General features: G+C 70.6%; 26 protein-coding genes and 1 pseudogene. 12 read left to right on the forward strand and 15 right to left on the reverse strand.

The annotated features are described in order from the left end of the window. Positions 1-537: 537 nt before the first annotated feature. The gene (locus Aco03nite_RS18560) at positions 538-1,014 is read right to left on the reverse strand and encodes a DUF2231 domain-containing protein (RefSeq protein WP_203796622.1); all 477 of its coding nucleotides are present in this window, start codon (positions 1,012-1,014) and stop codon (positions 538-540) included. 204 nt (positions 1,015-1,218) lie between these two features. On the opposite strand from Aco03nite_RS18560, the pseudogene Aco03nite_RS18565 reads away from it, so the two are divergent. Both Aco03nite_RS18565 and Aco03nite_RS18570 read left to right on the forward strand, forming a co-directional pair. Continuing rightward, a pseudogene (locus Aco03nite_RS18565) lies at positions 1,219-1,632 on the forward strand (Fur family transcriptional regulator); the annotation flags it as partial. Between the two features lie 154 nt (positions 1,633-1,786). Beyond that, positions 1,787-2,662, forward strand: a complete 876-nt coding sequence (locus Aco03nite_RS18570) for an oxygenase MpaB family protein (protein ID WP_203796624.1) — start codon at positions 1,787-1,789, stop codon at positions 2,660-2,662. On the opposite strand, the gene Aco03nite_RS18575 is transcribed toward Aco03nite_RS18570, so the two are convergent. The 7 genes from Aco03nite_RS18575 to Aco03nite_RS18605 form a co-directional block, all read right to left on the reverse strand. After that, positions 2,616-3,440, reverse strand: coding sequence for a RecB family exonuclease (locus Aco03nite_RS18575; protein ID WP_203796662.1), 825 nt, complete (start codon positions 3,438-3,440; stop codon positions 2,616-2,618). The genes Aco03nite_RS18570 and Aco03nite_RS18575 overlap by 47 nt on opposite strands. A 98-nt stretch (positions 3,441-3,538) precedes the next feature. Further along, complete coding sequence (locus Aco03nite_RS18580) at positions 3,539-4,159, reverse strand: MarC family protein (protein ID WP_203796625.1); 621 nt, start codon at positions 4,157-4,159, stop codon at positions 3,539-3,541. A 51-nt stretch (positions 4,160-4,210) separates the two neighbouring features. Further along, positions 4,211-5,065 (reverse strand): PHP domain-containing protein, encoded by an 855-nt coding sequence (locus tag Aco03nite_RS18585; RefSeq protein ID WP_203796626.1) that lies wholly within the window; start codon positions 5,063-5,065, stop codon positions 4,211-4,213. Positions 5,066-5,092: 27 nt separating this feature from the next. After that, positions 5,093-5,905, reverse strand: a complete 813-nt coding sequence (locus Aco03nite_RS18590) for a PH domain-containing protein (RefSeq protein ID WP_203796627.1) — start codon at positions 5,903-5,905, stop codon at positions 5,093-5,095. A 9-nt stretch (positions 5,906-5,914) separates the two neighbouring features. Next, on the reverse strand, positions 5,915-6,073 hold the full coding sequence (locus Aco03nite_RS18595) for a hypothetical protein (protein WP_173476757.1): 159 nt from the start codon (positions 6,071-6,073) through the stop codon (positions 5,915-5,917). A 130-nt stretch (positions 6,074-6,203) separates the two neighbouring features. After that, positions 6,204-6,878 (reverse strand): DUF6758 family protein, encoded by a 675-nt coding sequence (locus Aco03nite_RS18600; RefSeq protein ID WP_307837649.1) that lies wholly within the window; start codon positions 6,876-6,878, stop codon positions 6,204-6,206. Between the two features lie 68 nt (positions 6,879-6,946). After that, on the reverse strand, positions 6,947-7,600 hold the full coding sequence (locus Aco03nite_RS18605) for a TrmH family RNA methyltransferase (RefSeq protein ID WP_203796629.1): 654 nt from the start codon (positions 7,598-7,600) through the stop codon (positions 6,947-6,949). A 475-nt stretch (positions 7,601-8,075) separates the two neighbouring features. Between Aco03nite_RS18605 and trxA the strand changes: the two genes are divergently transcribed. From trxA to Aco03nite_RS18625, 4 genes are all read left to right on the forward strand, one after another. Then, positions 8,076-8,477 carry a thioredoxin gene (gene trxA / locus Aco03nite_RS18610; protein ID WP_203796630.1) on the forward strand — a complete coding sequence of 134 codons (402 nt, stop codon included), beginning with the start codon at positions 8,076-8,078 and terminating at the stop codon, positions 8,475-8,477. Between the two features lie 123 nt (positions 8,478-8,600). Beyond that, on the forward strand, positions 8,601-10,493 hold the full coding sequence (locus Aco03nite_RS18615) for an intein-containing Rv2578c family radical SAM protein (RefSeq protein WP_203796631.1): 1,893 nt from the start codon (positions 8,601-8,603) through the stop codon (positions 10,491-10,493). Positions 10,494-10,673: 180 nt separating this feature from the next. Beyond that, positions 10,674-11,081 (forward strand): CoA-binding protein, encoded by a 408-nt coding sequence (locus Aco03nite_RS18620; protein WP_203796632.1) that lies wholly within the window; start codon positions 10,674-10,676, stop codon positions 11,079-11,081. A 79-nt stretch (positions 11,082-11,160) separates the two neighbouring features. Beyond that, positions 11,161-11,802 (forward strand): DUF4190 domain-containing protein, encoded by a 642-nt coding sequence (locus Aco03nite_RS18625; protein WP_203796633.1) that lies wholly within the window; start codon positions 11,161-11,163, stop codon positions 11,800-11,802. Positions 11,803-11,898: 96 nt separating this feature from the next. On the opposite strand, the gene Aco03nite_RS18630 is transcribed toward Aco03nite_RS18625, so the two are convergent. The 3 genes from Aco03nite_RS18630 to Aco03nite_RS18640 all read right to left on the reverse strand — a co-directional run bounded on the left by Aco03nite_RS18630 (position 11,899) and on the right by Aco03nite_RS18640 (position 14,516). Next, positions 11,899-12,876, reverse strand: a complete 978-nt coding sequence (locus tag Aco03nite_RS18630; RefSeq protein ID WP_203796634.1) for an SDR family NAD(P)-dependent oxidoreductase — start codon at positions 12,874-12,876, stop codon at positions 11,899-11,901. A gap of 56 nt (positions 12,877-12,932) precedes the next feature. Then, positions 12,933-13,556, reverse strand: a complete 624-nt coding sequence (locus tag Aco03nite_RS18635) for a hypothetical protein (protein WP_203796635.1) — start codon at positions 13,554-13,556, stop codon at positions 12,933-12,935. 72 nt (positions 13,557-13,628) lie between these two features. Then, positions 13,629-14,516, reverse strand: a complete 888-nt coding sequence (locus tag Aco03nite_RS18640) for a DMT family transporter (RefSeq protein ID WP_203796636.1) — start codon at positions 14,514-14,516, stop codon at positions 13,629-13,631. A 140-nt stretch (positions 14,517-14,656) separates the two neighbouring features. Here Aco03nite_RS18640 and Aco03nite_RS18645 point away from each other — a divergent pair, with 140 nt between their 5' ends. Both Aco03nite_RS18645 and Aco03nite_RS18650 read left to right on the forward strand, forming a co-directional pair. Then, positions 14,657-15,355 carry an HAD family hydrolase gene (locus Aco03nite_RS18645; protein WP_203796637.1) on the forward strand — a complete coding sequence of 233 codons (699 nt, stop codon included), beginning with the start codon at positions 14,657-14,659 and terminating at the stop codon, positions 15,353-15,355. A 379-nt stretch (positions 15,356-15,734) separates the two neighbouring features. Next, on the forward strand, positions 15,735-16,235 hold the full coding sequence (locus Aco03nite_RS18650) for a hypothetical protein (RefSeq protein WP_203796638.1): 501 nt from the start codon (positions 15,735-15,737) through the stop codon (positions 16,233-16,235). A 96-nt stretch (positions 16,236-16,331) separates the two neighbouring features. On the opposite strand, the gene Aco03nite_RS18655 is transcribed toward Aco03nite_RS18650, so the two are convergent. After that, positions 16,332-17,270, reverse strand: a complete 939-nt coding sequence (locus tag Aco03nite_RS18655) for a PhzF family phenazine biosynthesis protein (RefSeq protein WP_203796639.1) — start codon at positions 17,268-17,270, stop codon at positions 16,332-16,334. Positions 17,271-17,297: 27 nt separating this feature from the next. Here Aco03nite_RS18655 and Aco03nite_RS18660 point away from each other — a divergent pair, with 27 nt between their 5' ends. From Aco03nite_RS18660 to Aco03nite_RS18670, 3 genes are read left to right on the forward strand one after another with little or no spacing between them, the layout of a single operon-like run. After that, positions 17,298-18,575, forward strand: a complete 1,278-nt coding sequence (locus Aco03nite_RS18660) for a magnesium transporter MgtE N-terminal domain-containing protein (protein ID WP_203796640.1) — start codon at positions 17,298-17,300, stop codon at positions 18,573-18,575. Further along, positions 18,572-19,096: a DUF1003 domain-containing protein gene (locus tag Aco03nite_RS18665; RefSeq protein ID WP_203796641.1), complete on the forward strand. Its 525-nt coding sequence runs from the start codon at positions 18,572-18,574 to the stop codon at positions 19,094-19,096. The genes Aco03nite_RS18660 and Aco03nite_RS18665 overlap by 4 nt, the downstream gene beginning before the upstream one ends. Positions 19,097-19,117: 21 nt before the next feature. Further along, complete coding sequence (locus Aco03nite_RS18670; RefSeq protein WP_203796642.1) at positions 19,118-20,269, forward strand: Mrp/NBP35 family ATP-binding protein; 1,152 nt, start codon at positions 19,118-19,120, stop codon at positions 20,267-20,269. 2 nt (positions 20,270-20,271) lie between these two features. On the opposite strand, the gene Aco03nite_RS18675 is transcribed toward Aco03nite_RS18670, so the two are convergent. Together Aco03nite_RS18675 and Aco03nite_RS18680 are read right to left on the reverse strand one after the other, a co-directional pair. After that, entirely contained in the window at positions 20,272-20,691 is a 420-nt protein-coding gene (locus tag Aco03nite_RS18675) for a twin-arginine translocase TatA/TatE family subunit (RefSeq protein ID WP_203796643.1), read from the reverse strand. Between the two features lie 70 nt (positions 20,692-20,761). After that, complete coding sequence (locus Aco03nite_RS18680; protein ID WP_239145250.1) at positions 20,762-22,036, reverse strand: S1C family serine protease; 1,275 nt, start codon at positions 22,034-22,036, stop codon at positions 20,762-20,764. 250 nt (positions 22,037-22,286) lie between these two features. Here Aco03nite_RS18680 and Aco03nite_RS18685 point away from each other — a divergent pair, with 250 nt between their 5' ends. Continuing rightward, positions 22,287-22,895 carry an O-methyltransferase gene (locus tag Aco03nite_RS18685; protein ID WP_203796664.1) on the forward strand — a complete coding sequence of 203 codons (609 nt, stop codon included), beginning with the start codon at positions 22,287-22,289 and terminating at the stop codon, positions 22,893-22,895. Here the strand turns inward: Aco03nite_RS18685 and Aco03nite_RS18690 are convergent. Next, positions 22,860-24,269: a leucyl aminopeptidase family protein gene (locus Aco03nite_RS18690; RefSeq protein WP_203796644.1), complete on the reverse strand. Its 1,410-nt coding sequence runs from the start codon at positions 24,267-24,269 to the stop codon at positions 22,860-22,862. The genes Aco03nite_RS18685 and Aco03nite_RS18690 overlap by 36 nt on opposite strands. Positions 24,270-24,314 lie beyond the last annotated feature (45 nt).

Raw genomic sequence — 24,314 nt, forward strand, 5'->3', positions numbered from 1 at the left:
CGTCGGCGGACCGGATCGTGCCCGCTAGGCAGTGTTCACTGCTGGGTGGCGTCACCGACACTCGGTGGGTTCCCGGAACCCCGAACGCAGGGCAGGTTGGACGCATGCCAGGCCAGCTGAACGCTTGGCGTCTCGGCGGGTTCCCGGAACCCCAAACGGAGACCGGCCAGGCGCGGCCCCCGACCACGACCGCAGACCGGCCAGGCGCGGCCCTCGGCCACGACCGCAGACCGAACGGCGTTACCCCGGCCCATGAACTCGGATGAAGCGGCCAGGATCTGGAACCGCGAACGAGTGTTGCGCTGGACGGCGCGGGGCTCGCTGTGCGGGTCACAGGCGCAGACCCGCGCCGCGGAGGTGGATGTGGCCGGCGAAAGCCCGGGCCGCGAGTGCGGCGGAACCAGGTAAGGGCTCAGCCTCGAGGGCGGTGGGCTCTCGACAGCGACAGCGACAGCGACAGCGACAACGACAACGACAGCGACAACGACAACGACAACGACAGCGACAACGGCCGGGGCGGGGCCGGGGCCGGGTGGGTCAGTAGGTTCCCCAGACTGCGGTTGCCCCGGAGTCGCCCGTCTCGAACAGGTAGTAGGCGCTTGCTGCTGCCAGCGCCAACAGCACCACGGCCCAAGGCAGGTCGGCGATCTTCGGGAGGGCCCGGGGGTTCCGGGTGGTCAGGACCACCAGGATCAGGCTCAGTACGCCCAGTGCCAACGTCAGCCACAGGGTGGTGGTGCCGTTCTGCATGTGGCCGTCGAGGATCACCTTGCCGGCCGGGGAGACGCGCTCCTCGCTGAGGAGCCGGTTGTAGAACTCGGTTCCGGAGAGCTTGGTGATCAGGGCCGCCACCGGAGCGACCACTGCCAGCAGTGCTACGGCCCAGCCGATCTTCGGGCGCCACGCCGGGACGAAACCGTAGACGACTGCGCCCAGGCCGAGCAGGGGCACGAAGATGACGGCGGCGTGCAGCACGAGGATGTGTACCGGTAAGCCGTTGACCTGATCTAACACAATTCCTCCTCGGTCCGGGCAGTCCGGGCGGACATTCCCGCGGCGATCCGGAGGGAAACGCAACGAGGGCCCGGGCTCTAGGCAGCTTAGAAGTCATTGACTACGCAAACATCCCCGGGGCCCAAAGCGTGATCGAACCGCGCCCGACAGTGTGTGACGGGCATCCCGGTTGGTGAATCGGATTCGGCGTGCTGTCATGGATCGGTGTCGACCGGTGAGGAACTGCTGCGTACGCACGGGTTGCGGGTGACCCGTCCGCGGCTCGCCGTGCTCGACATACTGACCGGCGGCGGCCATCTGGAGGTCGACGAGATCGCCCGGCAGGTGCGGTCGCGTCTCGACTCGGTGTCGACGCAGGCGGTCTATGACGTGCTGGGCGCGCTGTCCCGGGCCGGTCTGGCGCGGCGGATCGAGCCGGCCGGCAGTCCGGCCCGGTTCGAGGCCCGGGTCGGCGACAATCATCATCACATCGTGTGCCGTGGCTGCGGCGAGATCACCGACGTGGACTGTGTGGTGGGCCGCCGGCCGTGTCTGATGCCGGCCGAGGCGCACGGCTTCGAGCTGGACGAAGCCGAGATCACCTTCTGGGGCCTGTGCCCGTCCTGCCGAGCCCGCCGCGACGACGAAACCGAGGCGAGCAGCAAAAAGGCCGAGGAGACCGAGGAGACCGGGGCGAGCCGCACAAAAAACGAAAGAGCCGAGGCGAGCGACACGAAGAACGAGGAAGCCGAGGCAGCACCAAAAAGGGCATAAAAGAGCCTGAAAGGCGAACATGACAGCAGACACCGGACTGTACGGACCGAACTCGGTCTCCTGGAAACTGCACCGCGAACCGGTCATGTTCCTGGGCGGCCTACGCTCGCTATACCTCCAGGCACTGCACCCCCGAGCGGTAGCCGCCATAGCCCAGAACTCCGGCTACCGAACCGACCCGTGGGGCCGCCTGAACCGCACCTCGGACTACATCGTCACCCTCCTCTACGGCACCACGGCAGAGGCCGAGCAGGCGGCGAGCAGGCTCCGAAGGTTGCACGCGAGCCTGTCGGCCACCGACCCGCGGACGGGTGAGCGGTTCCGCATCGACGAGCCGGATCTGCTGCGCTGGGTGCACGTGACCGAGGTCGACTCGTTCCTGTCCACCGCGGTTCGCGCCGGGGTGCGACTGACCCCGGCCGAGGTGGACGGTTACTTCACCGAGCAGCTGCGATCGGCCGAGCTGGTCGGCCTGGATCCGGCCACGGTCCCGTCGACGGCTGCCGAGGTGGCGGAGTACTACGAGGCGATCCGCCCGGAGCTGGCCCTGACGAAGGACGGCGCGGAGACGGCCCTCTTCCTGACCGTACCGCCGGTGCCGTCGAATTGGGGTGGGCTGCCGCTCCGGCTGAGCCTGTCCCTGGGCCCGCCCCGCTGGGCCTACCTGGGCATCGCGTCGACCGCGATCGGCCTGCTGCCACCGTGGGCGCGCCGGATCTACGGCGGCTTGGGCTGGCCGTCCACCGATCTGGCCGCTGCTTTCTCGGCGCGCGGCATCCGGGCGCTGATGGCGGCGCTGCCGCAGCAGTACCGCACATCGGCCCAGCGTCTCGAGGCTCTGGAACGGATCAGGCGGTCAGATGCTCCACCGCGGCCCACGGTTCCTTCCCGGTAGCCTCCGCGCCGGCCGGGCACACCTTGCGGAAGTCGCACCACCCGCAGAGCACCCCGGGGTTGACCGGGAAGGCGTCGTCCGGCGACTCCCCGGCGGCCACCGCTTTCTCCGCGGCCATGATGTCGGTCGCGGTCTCCTCGGCCCGGCGCACCTGCCGGGCCAGGGACTCCTCGGTGTGCTCGTGGACCGCGATCGTGCCGGTCGGCAGGTGGTGCAGCTCGACCCGCCGGGACGGCCGCCGGAAGACCCGCTCGGCGGCGAACGCGTACAGCGCAAGGGCTTGTGATCCTCGGGCGTCGTCGGCGGAGAGACCGGACCGGCCGGTCTTGTAGTCGACGATGACCGCCTCGGAGCCCTCGGGACCGACCCGCTCGTCGATCCGGTCGGCCCGGCCATTGAGAGCGAGCACACTCGTCTTGGCGGCGACCACCCGCTCGACACCGAGCGGCTCCTCCTCGGGGTCGAGGGTCGCGATGTAGGTGTCCAGCCAGTCGAGCGCCTTGCGGTAGACGATCCGCTCCTGCTCGACGTCGCGATAACCCTCCCGCACCCAGGTGGCCTTGAGCAGGCCCGGCAGCGACTCGCGCACCCGCCGCTCGACGGGCAGGCCGAACCAGTTCTTCAGGGCGGTGTGCACGCTCGCGCCCATCGAGTTGTGCGCCCAGGGCGCGCCCCTGGCCGGGCTGGGGCGATCGACGTACGAATACCGATATCGCCGGGGGCAGTCGGTGTAGGCCCCGAGCTTGCTCGGTGTGCAGACGAAGAGCCGCTCGGGCATGCCGGCGAAGCCCAGCTGCTCGGGGATCGCGGTTTTGGTGGCACGGGGTCGGGTGGGGGGCACGGGACCAATCCTGCCAGCACCCCCCGACAGGATTTTCAGACCCGGCCGGCGTACGACTGGACGAAAGCGAAGATCGCGTCGGCCATCAACTGGACCGCGATGGCCGCCAGCAGCAGACCCGCGATGCGTGTGAGCACCTCGATGCCGGCCGGTTTGAGCAGGCGGACGATGACGCCGGAGAAGCGGAGCACCAGCCAGACGGTGGCCATCACGGCGAGGATCGCGGCGGCCAGGATCAGGTATTCGTCGGGGCTCTTGGCCCGCTGCACGAACAGCATGGTGGCGACGATGGCGCCCGGACCGGCCAGCAGCGGGGTGCCGATCGGGACGAGTGCCACGTTGGTGGTGCCGCCGCCCTGGTCGGAGGGCTCATCGGTCTTGCCGGTGAGCAGCTGCAGGGCCACCAGGACGAGGAGCAGACCGCCGGCCGCCTGCAGGGCCGGGAGCTGGACGTGCAGATAGTCCAGGAGGGTCTGTCCGGCGACGGCGAACCCGATGATGACGCCGAGGGCGAGCAGCACGGCCTGGGTGGCGGCCCGGTTGCGGGCCTTGGCGGGCAGGGATCCGGTCAGCGCGAGGAAGACCGGGACCATCCCGGGCGGATCGACGATCACCAGCAGAGTCACGAAGAACTCGCCGAACAGCTTGACATTCACCCGAGCAGGTTAGGGTCCGTCACCCTCCGGCGCAGGCGGGTGCGTCGAGCGTCACCCGAGCACCGGTACTCCGGTCGCGGCGGAGACGATCTTCTCGTACGCCGCGGGGTCGGTGGTGAAGGCGCCGAGCCGGACCGTCTTGTGCGAACCGTGGAAATCGGAGGATCCGGTGACGACCAGCCCGAGCCGTTCCGCCAGCGCCCGGATCTCGGCCCGCTCGGCGGGTGAGTGGTCCTCGTGGTCGGCCTCCAGGCCGAACAGCCCGGCGTCGGCGAGTTCGACGATCAGCTCGTCCGGCACCACCCGGCCCCGTTTGGTGGCCCGGGGGTGGGCGAAGACCGCGACGCCTCCGGCCGCCCGCACCGCTGCCACGGCCTCGAAGACATCAAGGTCCGATTTCGGTACGAGGAAACGGGCCCCGAGCCAGTCCGAGGCGAAGGCCTCACTGGTCGTGGTGACGAGCCCGGCCCGGATCAGGGCCTGGGCGATGTGCGGGCGCCCGACCGAGCCGCCGGCCGCGTAACCGCGCACCTCGTCCCAGGTGATCGGCACCCCGGCGGCCCGCAGGTTCTCCACGATCTTCTCGCCGCGCTGTTCCCGGTCCACCCGCAGCCGGAGCAGCTCGGCGGCGAGCACCGGCTCGGCCGGGTCGAAGAGGTAGGCGAGCAGGTGCAGCGGGATCGACGGCTCGGCACCGTGCCAGCGGCAGGACAGCTCGGCGCCGCGGACGAGTCGCAGCCCGTCGGGCCGGGCCGCCGCGGCGTCGGCCCACCCGCCGGTGGTGTCGTGATCGGTGATCGCCATGACGGCGAGGCCGGCCGCGGCGCCCGCCCGGACCAGCTCGGCGGGCGTCAGCGTGCCGTCGCTGGCGGTGGAATGGCAGTGAAGATCTATATCGGTCATCACTGCCACGCTACCGCCGGGCGTCGACGGTCAGGCGTCGTCGCCCTCTTCTTCCTTGCCCAGACGGGCCTCGACGGCCTGCGGCTCGTACATCTCCTCGACCACGCGGAGGTACAGCTCGTTCGGGTTCGGCAGGTGTTTGACCTCGCGCAACGCCTGGTCCTGACCGGCCGACTCGAGCACGAACGTGCCGTAGCTGAGCATCCGGCCGAGGGCGGACTGCTCGTACTTCATGTCGGTCACCCGGGCGAGTGGCATCATGGCCACCTTTCGGGTGACGATGCCGTTCACCACCATCACCCGCTTGTTGGTGAGGATGAACCTGTCGAAGTACCAGTCGAAGACCTCCCAGGCGACCCAGCCGATCACGCCGAGCCAGATCAGCACGGCGACGGTGACCAGGCCGTTGATCTCCTGGCGGGTCAGGAAGCCGGCGAGGTAGCCGAGGACCAATGTGGCCCCGGCACCGATCGCCAGTGGTTTGGAGAGGTGGATCCAGTGCCGCTTCCACTCACCGCGGTATCGCTCCGTGGGGAACAGGTAGCGGGCGACCAGAGTGGTCGGTTCGTCCTCGAGCGGCAGGAAGCGGCGTGGGCCGCCCCCGCGATCGAGGCCTTCCAACTCCTCCGCCGTGAAGCTCGGCGCCTGATACTCGTCCGTGTCGTCGAAGGAGTCGTCAGGCGTCCGACGACGTCGTGAATACGCCGGATCGTCGTCGAAGGCGGCGTCCGGGTAATCAGGATCGTCGTCGAAGGCGGGGTCTCTGTACCCATAGCTCTCATCGTCGTCCTGAGGGTGACGAGCACCCTCACCTCGCGGGTCGCGCGGCGCACCAGGATCCATGTAGAGATGCTATGCGACGAGGTCGGTGAAGAAGGTGCCGAAGCCCCGTGCGATGTCGGCGATCGTGCCGCCGAGTGACTCGAACACCGCCGCGGCGGAGCTCGGGTTGAAGGCGATAAAGAAGATCAAGAATGCAATACCGAGCCAGGTGAGGACCTTCTTGACCATGGGGGCCTTCTCCTCCGGTGCAGGTGTACGTTCAGCGCCGCAGCAACACTGACGGTATCAGCTTCGTCGCTTCGTGTGAACAAAGTGGCCAGAAAGTCGATTGCCATAACAGCTGGTCACACCTAGGGGTCTAGGCGCGTCCGTGCAGGTAGGGCGACGGCGCTCCGAACACGAGCTCGGGCGGCACCCCCTCGGACAGGTCGTGCAGGACGACATGCTCCGCGAGAAGATAGCCCGCGCTCGCGGGCCACGCTACCGCATAGAGCCACATGCCTTTGGCCTCACTCACGTATGCGCTTCGATCCTCCGGCGATTTGACACACCACAGTGGAGTGGGGTGCCCGGCGGCCTTGATCTTCGCGTGTGGACCGGCGTGCGGCCCCCGGTCCGCGAGAGCCTCGGAGAGCAGGTGGCCGGGGTCGATCCCGGGGATCCCGGCGAACCGCGTGCCCAGACCGACACCCGGCTGCTCGGCGATCAGGACCAGGTCCGCGGGCCCACCGCCGAGCGGCTCGGGGCCGCTGCACGCCAGGACCGTGGCCCGCACCCCGAACCGGTCGTCGCCGGACCAGCCCGCCCCGGTGACCATCCACCCGGCGGGCAGCGGCCACGGGCACCAGAGCGGTATCCGCTCCGCGCTCGACGCCGACTCCCGCAGCACCGCTCCGACGATCTCCGCGCTGATGTGCTCGGCGACGTGGAACGGCGGGACGTCGCCACAGTTGTCACACCGCCAGCTGCTGTGCATCAGGTCCGGCTTCCGGACCTGAGCAGCACATCGAGGGCAACTCACGGTGACACTCACATCACCTACCGTGCTTGCCGCGACGGCCGCCGTCAAGCGGATCAGCCGAAGACGGGCCCAACCCAAGGCTAGTTCTGAGCCGGGGGCGGGCCGGCATGCGCCCGGATCCAGGCGTGCATGGCGATTCCGCTGGCCACGCCGGCGTTGATCGACCGGGTAGAGCCGTACTGGGCGATCGAGAACAAGTCGGTACAGGCGGCGCGGGCCGGGTCGGACAGGCCGGGACCCTCCTGACCGAACAGCAGCACGCAGCGGCGCGGCAGGGTGGCCGACTCCATCGGCAGCGAGCCCGGCAGGTTGTCGATGCCGATGACGGCGAGGTCCTCGGCGGCCGCCCAGGCGGCGAACTCCTCGATGGTCGGGTGGTGGCGCACGTGCTGGTACCGGTCGGTGACCATGGCGCCCCGGCGGTTCCAGCGGCGCCGGCCGACGATGTGCACCTCGGCGGCGAGGAAGGCGTTGGCGTTGCGGACCACGGTCCCGATGTTGAAGTCGTGCTGCCAGTTCTCGATCGCGACGTGGAAACCGTGGCGACGGGAGTCCAGGTCGGCGACCACGGCCTCCCGGGTCCAGTACCGGTAGCGGTCCACCACGTTGCGCCGGTCACCCTGCTCCAGCAGCTCCGGATCCCAGTGGTCGCCGGCCGGCCGGTCACCCGGCCAGGGGCCCACGCCGACCTCGATGGATCGATCCTCGCCGGATTGGTCGTCGCCCGCAGTCATGGGGCGTTAGGCTACCGATTCGACCCGGAGCACCGGTCAGGTGATCAAGGGATCGGCGAAACCTTCAGGAGACGCAATGAGCGGCGGGGCCCTCCCCGGCACCCGCCGCCCACGCTCTGTTGGAAGAGATTTTGCCTTACCGTCCGTATCCATGTGAAGGACCTTCAGGTGTGAGCCAGGTCACAATTAGGTTTCTTTACTAATGTCTCGGACCGGCGGGATCGCTCCCACAGGCGGCCCACAGGCAGGGCAAATCACTCACGTCCGAAGATCTGGTGCGGAACCCCCACCACGATCGTGTCGGTTACCGGACACTGTCCGCCTACTTTCAGTTACTATGAGTTGCCCATGGTCGTTTGACGGGTCGAACCCATGAGGGTGCCGTACGACACGTGTCGCGGAGCCCGAAACGGGAATGACGAGTGGGTGCGTGGAGTTTCACCCGACGAAAGCGATTCCCGCAGACGGAGGCATCATGGCGACGGTTGCGCTGACAGCAGCGAACTTCGACGAGGTCACCAACAAGGACGGCATCGTCCTGGTGGACTTCTGGGCCAGTTGGTGCGGGCCCTGCGTCCGCTTCGCGCCGACCTACGAGCGGTCCTCGGAGAAGCACCCGGAGATCACCTTCGGCAAGGTCGACACCGAGGCCGAGCAGCTCCTGGCCGCCAAGTTCGACATCCGCTCGATCCCGACGATCATGGCCGTCCGCGACGGCATCGTGGTCTTCTCCCAGCCCGGCGCCCTTCCCGAGACGGCTCTGGAGAGCCTGATCGAGAAGGTCGAGGAGCTGAACATGGACGAGGTGCGTGAGCAGATCGCCGCGCAGAGCAAGCCCGCGACATCCGCGGACGAGCCGGCTGCCGCGCGCGGCTGACCAGCACCACCGACAAGCCCGTGGACCGGTTCGGTCCGCGGGCTTTCTCGTGCCCGGATTCATCGTACGCTCGTTCGAGGAATGTCATGGACAGGCCATAGAACGTGTGTTCGAATATCCGCCATGCGATGGTCCAACCTGTCGACCCGGCCCGGCGACGACCAGCCCCTGCCGCTGGCGCTGCCGGATGCCGTGGTCCGCACGTTCGAGACGCCCGGCTTCGCGGGGATGACGTTCTACGAGGTCCGCGCCAAGTCTCTGATCAACCGGGTGCCCGGTACCTCACGGGTGCCGTTCGAGTGGACCGTCAACCCCTATCGCGGCTGCTCCCACGCCTGCACCTACTGCCTGGCCGGTGACACCCCGATCCTGCTGGCCGACGGCTCCACCCGGCCGCTGGCCCAGATCCGCCCCGGCGACGCCGTGATGGGCACGATGGGCGCCGGGGCCCACCGCCGCTACGTGCCGACCACCGTGCGGGACCACTGGGAGACGAGCAAGCCGTCCTTCCGGGTCACCCTGGCCGACGGCACCCGGCTGGTCTCCAGCGGCGACCACCGCTTCCTCACCGACCGCGGCTGGCGACACGTCAGCCCCTCCGAGCCGCACCTGCCGGCGCTCGCGGTCGGCGACCTGATGTTCGGGGTCGGCCGGTTCGCCGACCCGCCCAAGGAGTCACCCGACTACCAGTCCGGCTTCGTCTGCGGCCTGGTCCGCGGGGACGCGGCCGGGGGCGGTGGCGCGGTCGAGAGCGACGCGTGGATCCGGGCCGACGGCTATCTCGAGGACGTCTCGCTCACCGAGGCGGTCCGCTGGCCCGAGACACCCACCGGCGACTGGTTCCGCGGGTTCCTGGCCGGGGCCTTCGGCGCGATCGGGCGCACCGACCGGCTGGCCGTCCTGTTCGAGTGCGGCGAGACGGCCTACCTGCACCGGATCGCCGAGGCGCTCACCCACCTCGGCCTGGTCGCCCGTGGGCCGGGCCGGGTCCGCCCCGGTGCCGTCGGCCGGGTGGAGACCGAGCGCCACCTCGACGCCGCCCTGCGGTTCCGGCACCTGACCGGGGCCACCATGCCCCCGCTGGACGCGTCCGGGGTCGGGGTGCGCCGGGAGAGACGGCTGACCGTCGTCGACATCGAGGACCTCGGGCTCACCCTGCCGCTGTTCGACATCTCCACCGGCACCGGCGACTTCATCGCCGACGGGGTGGTCAGCCACAACTGCTTCGCCCGCAACACCCACACCTATCTGGACCTCGACTCCGGCCACGACTTCGACACCCGGGTGGTGGTCAAGGTCAACGCCGGTGAGCTGATCCGTCGTGAGCTGGCGAGCCCGCGCTGGTCCGGGGCGCCGATCGCGATGGGGACTAATGTCGACGTCTACCAGCGGGCCGAGGGCAGGTACCGGCTGATGCCGGAGATCCTGGCCGCGCTGCGCGACCACGCCAACCCGTTCTCCGTACTCACGAAGGGCACTTTGATCCTGCGGGATCTCGACCTGCTCCGGCAGGCCGCCGAGGTGACCCGGGTCAGCCTGTCGTTCTCGGTGGGATTCGTGGACGAGACGGTCTGGCGGTCGGCCGAGCCCGGCACCCCGAGCCCGCGCCGCCGGCTGGAGACGATCCGCCGGCTCACCGACGCCGGCTTCTCCGTCGGTGTGCTGATGGCCCCGATCCTGCCCGGCCTCACCGACACCGAGGAGTCGATCGACGAGACCGTCGCCGGGATCGCGGCGGCCGGCGCCGCGAGCGTGACCCCGCTCGCACTTCATCTGCGCCCCGGCGCCCGCGAGTGGTACGCGGCGTGGATCGGCCGGGAGCACCCGCACCTGAGCGCTCGTTACCGGGAGCTCTACGGCAACGGCTCCTACCTGCCCAAGGTCTACCAGGAGGAGATCGGCGCCCGGGTCCGGCTGGCGGCCCGGCGGCACGGGCTGCACCGTCCCGAGCACCAGCGGCGCCCACCGGCCGAGAGACGGTCCGAGAAGCAGTCCGAGCAACTGACCCTGCTCTGAGCATCAGGTCCTGTGTGGCAGACCCCGTGTGGCTACGGCGTGGCCAAGGCGGCGCCTGACGGCATCCGGACAAAGGCCACATAAAACACCGGTATGGACCTTTATCCGGCTGGCGCCAGCCACCACCTGGACCTCGCCTCGCTCCCGCGGGGTCTGCCACACAGGACCTAGACTCGACGGATGCGGAGCGCTCAGCGGATCCTGGCGGAAGCGAAGGTCATCGCGGTGGTCGGCGCCTCCCGTGACCCGTCCAAACCGGCACACACCGTGCCGTTGCAGATGATCCGGCACGGTTGGCGGATCATCCCGGTCAACCCGTTCGTGCCCGAGGTGTTCGGGGTTCCGGCGGTTCCCACGCTGGCCGATCTGGGCGAGCCGGTCGACCTGGTGAATGTGTTCCGTCCGGCCCGCGACGCGGTCGAGGTGGTGCGCCAGGCCGTCGCCGCCGGGGCGCCCGCGGTGTGGCTGCAGAGCGGCATCGTCTCGGCCGAGGCGCGGGCGATCGCCGAGGAGGCGGGCATCGACTACGTCGAGGACCGCTGTCTGGCCGTCGAGCGGGCTGTCGGCCACCTCACACCACCGTCCTGAGCAGTGCGCGGGAGTCGACGGGACCGGCAAAGATGGAAACCTGCTGTACGGTGCGAGGACTCTGTCTAGGAGGACATCGATGAGCTATCCCCCGCCGCCGCCCGCTGACGGCGCGCCGGACCCATATCAGACCCCGCCGCCCCCGCCGGCCGACCCGACGCTGCACTACCCGCCGCCCTACACCCCGCCGACGAGTCCCGCACCGACGAGCGGCTCGGGTTACGGGCAGCCGACCAGCGGACCGGGTTACGGGCAGCCGACGAGTGGCTCCGGTTACCCGCCGCCCGGGCAGCCGACCAGCGGTTCGGGTTACCCGCCGCCGCCCGGTGGTTACCCGCCGCCGCCCGGTTACGGCCAGCCGCAGGGCTATCCGCCGCCGCCCGGTTACGGCGCCCCGGGCACCGACAAGAACCCGTTCGGTGGCCCGGCGCAGTACGGCCAGCCCGCCTACGGTTCGCCGTACGGCCCGCAGGTCATGCCGACGAACACCATGGCGATCCTGGCGCTCGTCTTCGCGTTCATCTTCTCGCCGGCCGCGGTCGTCCTCGGGCACATCGCCAAGAAGCAGATCTCGCAGACCGGTGAGCAGGGCAGTGGCCTGGCCACCGCGGGCCTGATCCTGGGCTACATCGGCACCGTCATCATCGTGCTGTACTGCGCCTTCTTCGTCGCGGCGATCGCCTTCGGCATCGGGACGGGCGGCACCACCACGTCGTACTAGGTTCTGTGTGGCAGACCTCGTGGGGTCTACCACACAGAACCTGAGACGACCGGGTCATGCCGGCCGACGGGGGTGCCGGCCGGCACGACGGGATCGTCAGCGGAACTGCGCCTCACGGACGCTGTTGCCGCCGTCCACCACCAGCATCTGCCCGGTGATGTAGGACGACGCCGGCGAGCAGAGGAAGGCCACGGCGGCGGCCACCTCGTCCGGGGTGCCGGGGCGTCCGATCGGCGTACCCAGACCCTGTTTGATCTCGGTGACCGTCGAGGAGCCGGTGTAGATCGTCCCCGGGGCCACACAGTTGACGTTGATCCCGTCGGCGACCAGCTCCATCGCGAGCGCCCGGGTGAGACCCACCACGCCGGCCTTGGCCGCCGCGTAGGCCGCCTCGGTGGGCAGCGCGTTCACCGGACCGGCGGTGGCGGCCAGGTTCACGATCCGGCCCCAGCCCCGCTCCGACATGCTGCCGCAGAAGGCGCGGCTGCACAGGAACGCGGTGCTCAGGTTCCGGTCGATCTCCGCCTTCCACTCGTCGTAGGTGAGCTGGGCCACCGGGCGCAGCACCTCGGGGCTGGCCCGGCTCGCCAGACCGGCGTTGTTGACCAGCACCTCCACGTCACCGAGCTGGTCGGAGATCGCGTCGGCGAGCGCACCGACCTCGGACTCGTCGGTGAGGTCGGCCACGAAGCCGGTCACACCCAGCTCGGAGGCGCGCTCGTGGATGCGGCGGGTGGTGGACACGATGGCCACCCGGGCGCCGAGGTCACGCAGGCGGCGGGCGATCGCGTAACCGATGCCGTCGGGGCTGCCGGCCCCGGTGACCAGGGCGACCTTCCCGTCCAGGCGGAGCGTGACCGGGCCGTCGGCGGCCGCCTCGATCTCCGCCTCGACAAGCTCCTGCATGTCGGAGGACGGGGCGTCCGTCTCGGTGGCGGGCGGGTCCAGGGCGACCGGTGCGCCGGACTCGGCCGGGTGATCGGGTGCGCCGGAACGCGGTGGTCGGCCGGCGGCGGGGCGGGTGGTGTCGCGCCGGGACGGACTACCCCCGGTCGAACGGGCGTCGAAGACCATGCCGGAATCCTGCCTGCTCCGGAGGGCCGGAGCAAACATCGTGCCGCTGTGGCGTATCAGTCACCGGTCCTCGGGGCCAAGGGGCGGAACGGCCCCTCGGCGACGAAGATCAGCGGAGCGTGCTCCCCGTACCGGCCCAGCAGCGCCCGCCGGGTCGGCTCCAGATCACGGGTGCCGACCTCCACCCCCGAGCCGTCGTGCCGCCCGCCGACAGTGGTGATGTGCAGGCCCTGCGCGGACCAGAACGCCAGGTCGGCCACCACCCGCTCGTGCCAGGTGGTCAGCTCGGACAGCGGGTGGGCGGCGTCGCGCACCACGACGCACTCGTCGCCGGCGCTGGCCCGGACGAAGTCGTCGAAGTCGCCGGACGGAACCCGGTAGATCACCGCCCGGACCTTCTCCTGATCGACCTCGAGACCGGCGAAACTGTCGGCGAACCGCTCCCGCCCGCCCCGGTCGATCCGCTCCATCACCGCGGCCAGGCCCGGCGGCGTGACCAGCATCCGGTGCCGGCCGGACGTCGTGTACTGCGCGGGACGGCTGAACTCGCAGCCGACCGTGCGCCAGTCACCGGTCGGCCCGGCGCCGTCGGCCCGGAACCCGTCGCCCTCACCGCAGGCCGCGGCGGTCATGACGAGCGCTCCGGCGAGAAGGAGCCGGACCACTCGTTCGCGATGCATCGCATCCCCCTTCAATACCCCGGTGAGGCCCGCCAGACCAAACAACGGCATCACCGGGGTACGACGGTGCGATCAGCGCCGAATTACCTTGAAAGAGGCCGGTCTGAGGATCACCACGGCGACTCCGGCCAGCAGCAGGACCAGGCCGGGCAGCGCGTCCGCCCGCGGCACCTGGTCCAGCCACCACCAGGCCAGCAGCGCGGCGCCCGGCACCTCCAGCAGGATCAGCACGCTGACCGTGGTCGCCGAGGTGTGCTGCAGGGCGTAGTTGAACATCGAGTGCCCGAGCAACTGGGCGCCGGCCACGATCGCCAGGATCGCCGCCCACGTCCGGCCGTCGTAACCGCCCAGATCCACCCCGAAGACCAGACAGACCGCCAGCAGTACGACGGCGCAGGTGCCGTAGCAGATCCAGGTGTAGACGGTGGTGCTCAACTCGGTCCGGGCCCGTTCGCCGAGCGCGGTGTAGACGGCCGCGAAGATCCCGCCGAGCAGCGCCAGCACGTCCGCGGCCACGGCCTGGGCGGAGACGCCGACGTCCGCGCCGGTGGCCCAGGCCGCGCCGGCCACCGCCAGGGCGATCCCGACCCAGCCCGCCGCCGACGGCCGGCGCCCCTGCGCCGCCGCGATCAGGCCCTGCCACACCGGCTGGGTGGCGACCAGCGCCGTCGCGGTGGCCACCGAGCCGAGTTGCACGGCCGGCATCCAGGTGGCGAAATGTGCGGCCAGCGCCAAACCGGCCAGCACCGAGAAGACCCCCGCGCAGTTGCGGACCGCCCCGCGCACCTCGGCCCGCCGGGGCCCGATCGCGAACGGGGTGAGGGCCGCCGCGGCGATCCCGTTCCGCCAGAAAGCAATGGCCAGAGCCGGTGCGGCCGCGAAAGCGATCAGCGGCCCCGAGGAGCTGACCGCCAGAATCGCGACGGCCAGCGCGGCGACGGTAGGTGCTGGTGAGCGCATATTCATCCCCGGCCGTCGCTTCTCGCACAGTCGTACACCACAGTTTGCGACCCTCTATTGGCGGACAGTGACGGAGTCGATACAGTCACCGACGGCTCACTGTCCGTTTCCATCCCTCGATGCCTCGGAAGCCGAATTCCATGCCTTCGTACCGCGCGGTCGTCTTTGATTTTTTCGGCACTCTGACCCGGTCCGTTCAGCGCGGTCCACAACACGCGGCCATCGCCCGGTCGCTCGGCGCCGATCCGGAAGCCGTCGTCGGCGTCCTCGACCGCACCTTCCGGGCCCGGGCCTGCGGCCGCTACGGATCCGCCGAGGCCACCCTCCGCTGGGTCATCGAGCAGGCGGGCGGCCGCCCACGCCCCGGAGCCATCCGCGCCGCCATGCCGGCCCGCGTCGACGCCCTCCGCGCCGACACCCAGCTCCGACCGGAAGCGATCAGGGCCCTCACCGCCATCCGGAGCCGTGGCGTGCGCACCGCCGTGATCAGCGACTGCACCCACGAACTCCCCGCCTTCCTGCCCAGCCTGCCCGTCGCCCCGCTGCTGGACGCCCAGATCTTCTCGGTTGAGCTGGGCGTCTGCAAACCGGACCCGGAGATCTACCTGGCCGCCTGCGACCGCCTGGGGGTGGCCCCGGCCGACTGCCTGTACATCGGCGACGGCGGCAGCCACGAACTCACCGGCGCCGCGGCCGTCGGCATGACCCCGGTCCGGCTGACCGCTCCGGATCTCGCCAACCATCTGGTCTTCGACGCCGACACCAATTTCGCCGGCCGTACCGTCCGATCCCTCACCGAAGTCGTCGCCCTCCTCGACCCGATGCCCGCCATGGTCTGACCCCATTCCGGCCGGGCCGTTCCCGGATGCCGCACAACCATTGACGCCTGCCACTGCGTCGCGCGGAGCGTTCCCGTTCCACGAGCCATTCCGCGGGTTTTCCGTCATCGGTGGCACAGGTCACTTCTTTGCGGCCCGCGCACCGTTCGCGAGGTTCTTTCCCACCCCTTTTTCCGGTACGCCACCGGGGCTGGACAACCGCAATCCCCCGAACCGGACCACACCGCGAGGCAGGCGCCCCTCCGGGCCCACCCCGCGCCCGCCGGGCCGGGAGCGACCCGCACCGGCTACCGACCCTGCCCGCGGACCACTTCCGCCGGGCCGGAAAGGTCGGCGTCGACGGCCGGGGAGGGCTCGGTCGTCGTGGGAGGATGGCGGGGTGAGTTCTGGGGTGCTGGAAGAGGCGATCAAGAAAGCGGCCATCGCCTGGGTCTCCGTGGCCGACGGGCCGGCCTATGCGCTCTGGTGCATGCCGTTCGAGACGTCGCTGGTGGTGGTCAGCGGGCCGGGTGAGCAGTTCGCGCCGGGGCTGGCCGAGGCGCGGCAGGCGACCGTCCGGTTGCGCGGCGACCACGGCGGACTGATCGTGCTGGCGGACGCGACCGTCGCCCGCCTGACCCCGGGCACCGAGGAGTGGGAGCAGATCGCCCCGCAGCTGGCCGGCAAACGCCTCAACGCCTCGGGCAGCACCGACGACGTGGTGAGCCGCTGGTCCGCCGACGGATGCGCTCTGGTCCGCCTGACCCCGGCAGCCGAGACCGCGGTCGGCTCCTCCGACGTCCCCGCCGAGTCACACGCCGCACCCCCGCGAGAGACCCCGGCCCGGGTGGAGACCCGCCGCCCGTTCCGCCTGCACCACGTCCGCAAGCCCACCACCTGACCCACCCGCAACCCGCAAGTGGCGGTGGCGGGCGAGCCGCTGGAAGGCGGTAGCGGGCGAGCCGCTGGAGGTTGGGAACGGTCCGTGGCAGGTGGGTCAGCCGATGAAAGGTGGGACGGCTATGCGGCCCTCGGCCACCGGCCAGACCTGGCCGCTGACCGTGGCGGACACGGCCCTGCCGTCCGTTGCGGTGACCGTGCAGTTCAGGCGGGACGGGCGTTTCATCTCGACGCCCTGGTGGATCCGGTAGGTGGAGGTGCCGTCCGCCGGTAGCCAACCCGCGGAGACCAGCCACACTCCCAGGCCCAGGGCCGCTGAACCGGTTGCCGGATCCTCGGGCACCGAACTTCCCGCGCTGAAGACCCGGGCGTGGGCCTCACCGATCGACGCGGAAGAGGCGGGACCACCGGAAACGGCAGACGCGCTGCCGGCGGCGGGAGTGGGCGGGGTCCACGTGAAGATGCTGATGTCGGTCAGGTTCAGGGCAGACATCGCCCTCTGGTCGATCTGGATCCGGGACAGGGCTTCCCGGCGTACCGGCAGATAGGTCCAAGGGAGGCCACAACTCGCCGTGCGGGGGACAGCCGCCTCGTCACCCGCATAATCCTCGGCCGTCAGGCCGGTTGCGGCCAGCAGCGGGCCGGGCGGCATCGGGGCGCCCAGCGTGGGGGACGCGCCGGTCAGGGTCGCCGTGCCGGCCGGGGTGACGGTGACCGGCAGCAGGCCCGCGCCGCACTCCTGGATCACGTCGCCGGGTGGGATCAGGCCGCGGCGCATCGCGGTCACGGCGGCGCCGACGCTGGGGTGGCCGGCGAACGGGATCTCGGACTCGGGGGTGAAGATCCGCACCCGGTAGCCGGCCGTCGCGGCGGTGACCGGGAGCAGGAAGACCGTCTCGGACAGGTTGAACTCGCGGGCCAGGGTCTGCATCTGGGTGGTGGCCAGGTCCTCGGCGCCGAAGACGACCGCCAGGGGATTGCCGGCGAACGGCCGGTCCGTGAACACGTCGACGATCTCGTACGCCACGGTGGACATGCCCGGACCCTAACCTAGTCTGAGGTCGTGACCATGGGGACGAGGGTTTATCTGGCTCGCCTCGCGGGCTTGCCGGTGTTCGACCCGATCGGCGATCGGGTCGGCCGGGTGCGGGACGCGGTGGTCCGGCTGCGCACCACGAACCGGCCGCCGCAGATCGTCGGCCTGGTCGGTGAGATGGCCCTGCGACGCCGGATCTTTCTGCCGATCGGGCGCGTGACCAGCATGGACGCCGAGTCCGTGATGCTCGGGACGGGCTCGCTGAACCTGCGCCGGTTCGAGAAACGCCCGAACGAGCTGCTTGTCCTGGAGGATCTGCTGGACCGCCGGGTGTCGGTGGCGCCGGAGCAGGGTGACGGGCCGGATCATGTCGGGACCGTGGTGGACATCGGTATGGAGCTGAACCGGAACACCGAGTGGATCATCACGCGGGTGGCGGTCCGGGAGCACACCGGACGACTGGCCCGCCGGGGTCACGTCTATCAGGCGGAGTACGACCGGGTCCGCGGGCTGGTCGGCCCGACCGACGCGCAGGGCACCGCGAACATGATCGCGCTGCTCGACCAGATGCGCCCGGCCGACGTGGCGAACACGCTGCAGGACATGCCCGACGCCCGGCGGAACGAGGTGGCCGCGGCGATGGACAACAGGCGGCTGGCCGACGTGCTGGAGGAGCTGCCCGAGCACGACCAGGTGGAGATCCTGATCGCGCTGGAACGGGAGCGGGCCGCCGACGTGCTGGAGCGGATGGACCCGGACGACGCCGCCGACCTGCTGGCCGAGCTGCCGCAGACCGAGCAGGCGGTGCTCCTGGACCTGATGGAGCCGGAGGAGGCGGCGCCGGTGCGGCAGCTGATGAGCTACCGGCCGGGCACCGCGGGCAGTGTGATGACCTCGGAGCCGGTGATCCTCACCCCGGACGCCACGGTGGCCGAGGCGCTGGCCCGGATCCGGAACCCGGAGCTGTCGTCGGTGATCGCCGCGCAGGTGTTCGTGGCGCGGGCGCCGAGTGCCACACCGACCGGCCGGTACCTGGGTATGGTGCATTTCCAGCGGCTGCTGCGGGAGCCGCCGGCCTCGATCGTGGGTGGCCTGGTGGACAGCGGCATCGACCCGTTGCGCACCGAGACCGGGCTGATGGAGATCACCCGGCGGATGGCGACGTACGACCTGATGGCGATGCCGGTGGTGGATTCGACGAACCGGCTGCTGGGCGCGGTGACCGTGGACGACGTGCTGGACCACTCGCTGCCGCGGGACTGGCGTGACCGGGACAGCCACGAGGAAGAGCAGGTCGCGCCGTGAGCGACAACCGGCGGGATCGCCTGGACCAGCCCCGTGAACCCGGCCGGGTGAAGCTGCCGAAATTCGATCCGGAGGCGTTCGGCCGCTGGTCGGAGGGGATCGCCCGGTACATGGGCACGGCGAAGTTCATCGTCTACATGACGGTGGTCATCACCGGCTGGTTCCTGTGGAACAGTCTCGTGCCGGAGCACCTGCAGTTCGATCCGTACCCGTTCATGTTCCTCACCCTGGCGCTCTCCCTGCAGGCGTCGTACGCCGCGCCGCTGATCCTGCTGGCCCAGAACCGGCAGACCGACCGGGACCGCCTGGGCATGGAGGAGGACCGGCGCCGGGCCGCCATGCAGAAGGCCGACACCGAGTTCCTGGCCCGGGAGATCGCCGCGCTGCGGATCGCTCTGGGCGAGGTCGCGACCAGGGATTTCCTGCGCTCGGAGCTGTCCCGGCTGGCCGACGAGCTGGACGAGGCGGCCCACCGGCGGGAGAAGCGGCTGCGTATGGAGCGCGACGAGGAGCACACCTGACCGCGACGTAGAGTGGGCTGCATGTCCGCTCCTGCCTCCACGCTCGAGGACGCCATCCAGGCCGCACTGGCGACCGTGGACGACCCCGAGATCCGCCGCCCGATCACCGACCTCGGCATGGTCTCGGGCTTCACCGTGGGCGACGGCCTGGTCAAGGTCGATCTGCTGCTCACCGTCGCCGGCTGTCCGCTGCGGGACAAGCTGACCAGCGACATCACCGCCGCCCTGACGAAGATCCCCGGCATCGACCGGGTCGAGATCAACTTCGGGGTGATGACCGAGGAACAGCGCAAGGCGCTGCAGACCACCCTGCGCGGTGGTGGCGAGTCCGCCGAGCCGGTCATCCCGTTCGCCCAACCCGGATCCCGCACCCGGGTCTACGCCGTGGCGAGCGGCAAGGGCGGGGTCGGCAAGTCGAGCGTCACCGTCAACCTGGCCGCGGCGCTCGCCAAGCGAGGCCTGTCGGTCGGTGTGATCGACGCGGACATCTACGGCCACTCGGTGCCGCGGATGCTCGGTGTCGAGGGCCGGCCCACCCGCGTCGAGGAAATGATCATGCCGCCGCAGGCGCACGGCGTGAAGGTGATCTCGATCGGCATGTTCACCGCCGGGAACGCCGCGGTGGTCTGGCGTGGCCCGATGCTGCACCGCGCGCTGCAGCAGTTCCTGGCCGACGTCTACTGGGGCGACCTGGACGTGCTGCTGCTGGACCTGCCGCCGGGCACCGGTGACGTGGCCATCTCCCTGGCCCAGCTCCTGCCGAACGCGGAGATTCTGGTCGTCACCACCCCGCAGATGGCCGCCGCCGAGGTGGCCGAGCGGGCCGGCGCGATCGCCCTGCAGACCCACCAGCGCCTGGTCGGCGTGGTGGAGAACATGTCGTGGCTGGAGCTGCCGGACGGCTCCCGGATGGAGGTCTTCGGCTCCGGCGGTGGTGAGACGGTGGCCGACTCGCTCTCCACCACGATCGGCGCGCGGGTGCCGCTGCTGGGTCAGATCCCGCTGGACACCCGGGTCCGGGAAGCCGGCGACGGTGGCACCCCGATCGTGCTGGCCGAGCCGGACGCCCCGGCCGCGAAGGCGCTGGACGGGGTGGCCGACAAGCTGGCGGTCCGCCGCGAGTCGCTGGTCGGCAAGCCGCTGGGCCTGATGGTCAACGCCAAGCGCGGCTGACCCTAGGTCGCGTCGAGGTCGTAACGCTGCGCCGGTCGAGGAGCCTCCACGGGGGCCTTCTCGGCCGGCGCGCTGCCTTTCCGGACGTCGACGGCCGAGGCCACGTCGTTCAGCTCGGTCTTGACCCCGTTGAGGTCGGATTTCACGTCGTCGAAGAGCGTCTGGATCGGCTTGCGGAGCGCCTGCTCGTCCTCTTCGCTGAGCAGGTGCTTGCGGATGAACGCCTTCGGGTGCAGATCCTCGAGCTGGATGTCGGTGCCGAGCTCACGGCTCAGGTCGGCGGTCGCGCCCTGGGCCATGTTGCGCAGGCCCCGGAGCATGCGCAGGCCGTCACCGATCACCTTGGGGAGTTTCTCCCCGAAGATCAGCAGCGCCAGCATGAGCAGCGCGCCGATCTCCCACCAGTTCAGATTCTCGAACACGTCCGGCCTCCCAGCCTTTCCCGCGCCAAGACTACGCACGCATGCTGTGCGCGAACACCCCAGGAGCCTGTCAGTTGGTGTCGGCCGCGAGGGTCACCGAGGCGGAGGCGGACTTGGTGCCGCGGCGGTACTCGACCGCCACCACCGAGCCGGGAGCGTACTTCCGGACCAGGGCGATCAGGTCGGTGCCGTCCTCCAGCGGGTGCCCGTCCAGCCGGGTGACGATGTCGCCGGAGCGCAGGCCACCGGCGGCCGCCGGACCTCCGGTCTCGACCTTGCGCAGCCGGGCGCCGGCCGCACCCTCCCCGGTCATCACCTCGGCGCCGATCACCGTGCGCCGGGCCTTACCGGTGTCGATGATGTCCTCGGCGACCCGCTTGGCCTGGTTGATCGGGATGGCGAAGGCGAGGCCGATGTTGCCGGCCTCGGTGTCGCTGTTGCCGACCGACCGGATCACCGAGTTGACCCCGATGACCTGACCGCTCGCGGTGACCAGCGGGCCACCGGAGTTGCCCTGGTTGACCGCGGCGTCGGTCTGGATGGCCGCGTAGTAGCGGGTGGTCCCGCCGCTCTCGCCGGCCTGGATGGTCCGGTCGACGGCGCTGACGATGCCGTACGTCACGGTGTTGACCAGGGCCAGCGGTGAACCGAAAGCGAGCACCGAGTCACCCACCGCGATCTCGTCCGAGTTGCCGAGAGCGACCGGGGTGAGCCCGTTCTTTGCGACTTTGATCACTGCGACGTCGGACTCGGGATCCCGCCCGACGAGTTTCGCGCTCGCCGTCGACCCGTCCGAGAACGAGACCGACATGCCGTCGTCGCCGCCCTCCACCACGTGGTCGTTGGTGATCACGTAGCCGTCCGTGGAGACCACAAAACCGGAGCCGATCGCCCCGCTGACCCGGACCGTGACGACGCTCGGCAGGACCCGCTCGGCCACCCCGGCGAGGCTGCCGGGGTCACGCTGGGTGCTCTCCGGAGTGTTCGGCCCGGAGGCCCCGAGCTGGGTGCCGCCGCCCTCGGCGTAACCACCGCGGACCGCGAAGACGAACCCCAGCGTGCCACCGACGGCACCCGCCAGCAGGGCTGTGACCAGGCAGATCATCAGGACCGGGAAGAATCCGCGGCGGGGTTGGTCCGGGTCCGGCGCGCTGTCCAGCGGCGTGCCGCCGACCGGTGGTGGCGGGGGCAGCACCACGGCGGAGGCCGCGTACGGATCACGCCACGGATCGGCGGGCCCGCCCGACCAGAAGGCGGACTCCGGCGGCGGCCCGTACGGGGGCTGCTGCGGCTCGCCAGAGGCATGGGGGGCCGGTGGCCGGCGCCAGTTCCAGCCGTCGGTCACGTCGGTGCCTCCATCCACTCGCCCGGCTCCGCGCATCCAGGATGACACGGATTCACCGGTTCACACCTTGCCACGGGTCCGCACCTGCGACGAACGGACGGTTTATCCATCGACGGCACGGTGCATCACCGGAGAACATCGCTCTACTCTCTTATCCGATGTGTGTGGTTAGGCCACGAGACATCCCAGCCGTACGGAGGTCGTCATCATCGGTCCTGCTCGTTCATTCGGTCAGCCGGCGACTCAGTCAATACCGTTCGCCGAGACCTACGCCACAGAGGACCCGGTCCTGCAGACCGCGCGTGCCCTGGCGCACGAGCTCGGCCTGCCCTGCGTCTCGCCCGGCGCCGGCTCCGTGCTGCGCCTGCTGGCCGCGGCGGGCAGTGCCAAGGCCGTCGTCGAGATCGGCACCGGCACCGGCGTGAGCGGCATCTGGCTGCTCGGCGGGATGCGCCCGGACGGAATCCTCACCACCATCGACGTCGAGCGGGAGTACCAGCGGGTCGCCCGCCGGGTCTTCCTGGAGGCCGGGTTCGCGCCGTCCCGGACCCGGATCATCAGCGGCCGGGCCCTGGACGTGCTCCCCCGGCTCGCGGACGGCGTCTACGACCTGATCTTCGTGGACGCCGACACCACCGAGTTCGCCGCCTGCACCGAGGCCGCCCTGCGGCTGCTCCGGACCGGCGGGATCCTGATCGTGAACGGGGCGCACGCGGGCGGCCGGATCAACGACCCGTCCGCCCGGGACGTGGACACCCTCATCGTCCGGGAGACGGTGAAGGCGATCCGTGAGTCCGAGGACTGGATCCCCGCGGTGATCCCGTCAGGCGCCGGCCTGCTGGCCGCCGTCAAGCGCTGAGAGCCACCGCAGCAGGGTGCGGGCGCCCCAGCCGGTGGCGCCCTTGGTCAGCTCCCGATCGTCCGCCTCGGCCCAGCTCGGGGCGGACATGTCGAAGTGCGCCCACCGGGTGTCGCCGAAGAAGTCCCGCAGGAACAGCGCGGCCATCACGATCCCCGGGCCGGGCGATGCGTTGACCCGGTCGGCGATGTCGCTGCGCATCAGCTCGGAGTACTCGTCGGCCAGCGGCAGCCGCCAGATCTGCTCACCGGCCGCCGCGCCCGCCGCGGACAGTGCCGTGGCCAGCTCGTCGTCCGGGCTCAGCAGGGCCGCGGTGCGCTTGCCCAGGGCCACCGCGTTCGCTCCGGTCAGGGTGGCGACGGTGACCGTCAGATCGGGCTTCAGCCGGTCCGCCGCATAGGCGAGGGCATCGGCCAGGACCAGCCGGCCCTCCGCGTCGGAGTTCGTGTTCTCACTGGTCGAGCCGTCGTAGTGGGTGATCACGTCACCGGGGCGGAAGGCGCCCGCCCCGATCGCGTTCTCGGCGAGCGGCAGCAGCGCGGTCACCCGTACCGGCAGATCGAGGTCTGCCGCGGCCAGCGTCGCGGCGGCGACCGCGGCCGCACCGCCCATGTCCTTCTTCATCAGCTTCATGCTGTCCCGCGGCTTGATCGAGATGCCGCCGGTGTCGAAGGTGATGCCCTTGCCGACCAGGACCACATGGGTGGTCGCGCCGGCCGGCTGCCAGGAGATCTCGGCGAACCGGGGCGGGGAGACCGAGCCGCCGCCGACGGCCAGCAGGCCACCGAAGCGGTCCAGCTCGTCGCCGGCCTTCACGGTCACGGTCAGGCCGGGGCGGTCCGCGGCCTCGGCGACGAACTGAGCGGCGAGCCACTCCGGGTTCTTCACCGAGGGCGGGGTGTTGGTCAGGTCCCGGGCCAGCCACACGGCCCGGGCGGTGATCCGGGCCACGGTCAGGCTCTCGGCGTACCGCTGCGGATCGTCGGTCCGGAATCGCACCTCGCCGGAGCGGACCGGCTTCGCCGCGTCCCGGTATCGGTAACCACCCAGCCAGAGGCCCTCGGCCAGCGCGCCCAGCGCGGCCGGGTCCAGCTCGGCGGGGATCAGCACCTGGAGTACTTCGTCGTCGCCGGCCTCGCGGATCGCGGCGGCCCCGGCGGCACGCCAGCCGGCCTCGTCACCGGCGCCGGTGCCGGCCAGCAGGACCCGGGACGGTTGCCGCAACGGCCGGGGCAGCACGGTGATCCGGCCCGCCCCGGTGTCCGGCGCAAGGGCGGCGACCTCGGCCCCGACCTCGCCGGGAACGGTGGAACCGGCCGGGATGATCCAGGTGGCCGTCTGGTCGGCGACGTCGGTCAATCGGATGTCGAACACGGGAGGATGACCTTTCCGTAAGACGTGGAAAGCCCGCCGGTACGG

This window comes from Actinoplanes couchii (assembly GCF_016862075.1).
GTDB lineage: Bacteria > Actinomycetota > Actinomycetes > Mycobacteriales > Micromonosporaceae > Actinoplanes > Actinoplanes couchii.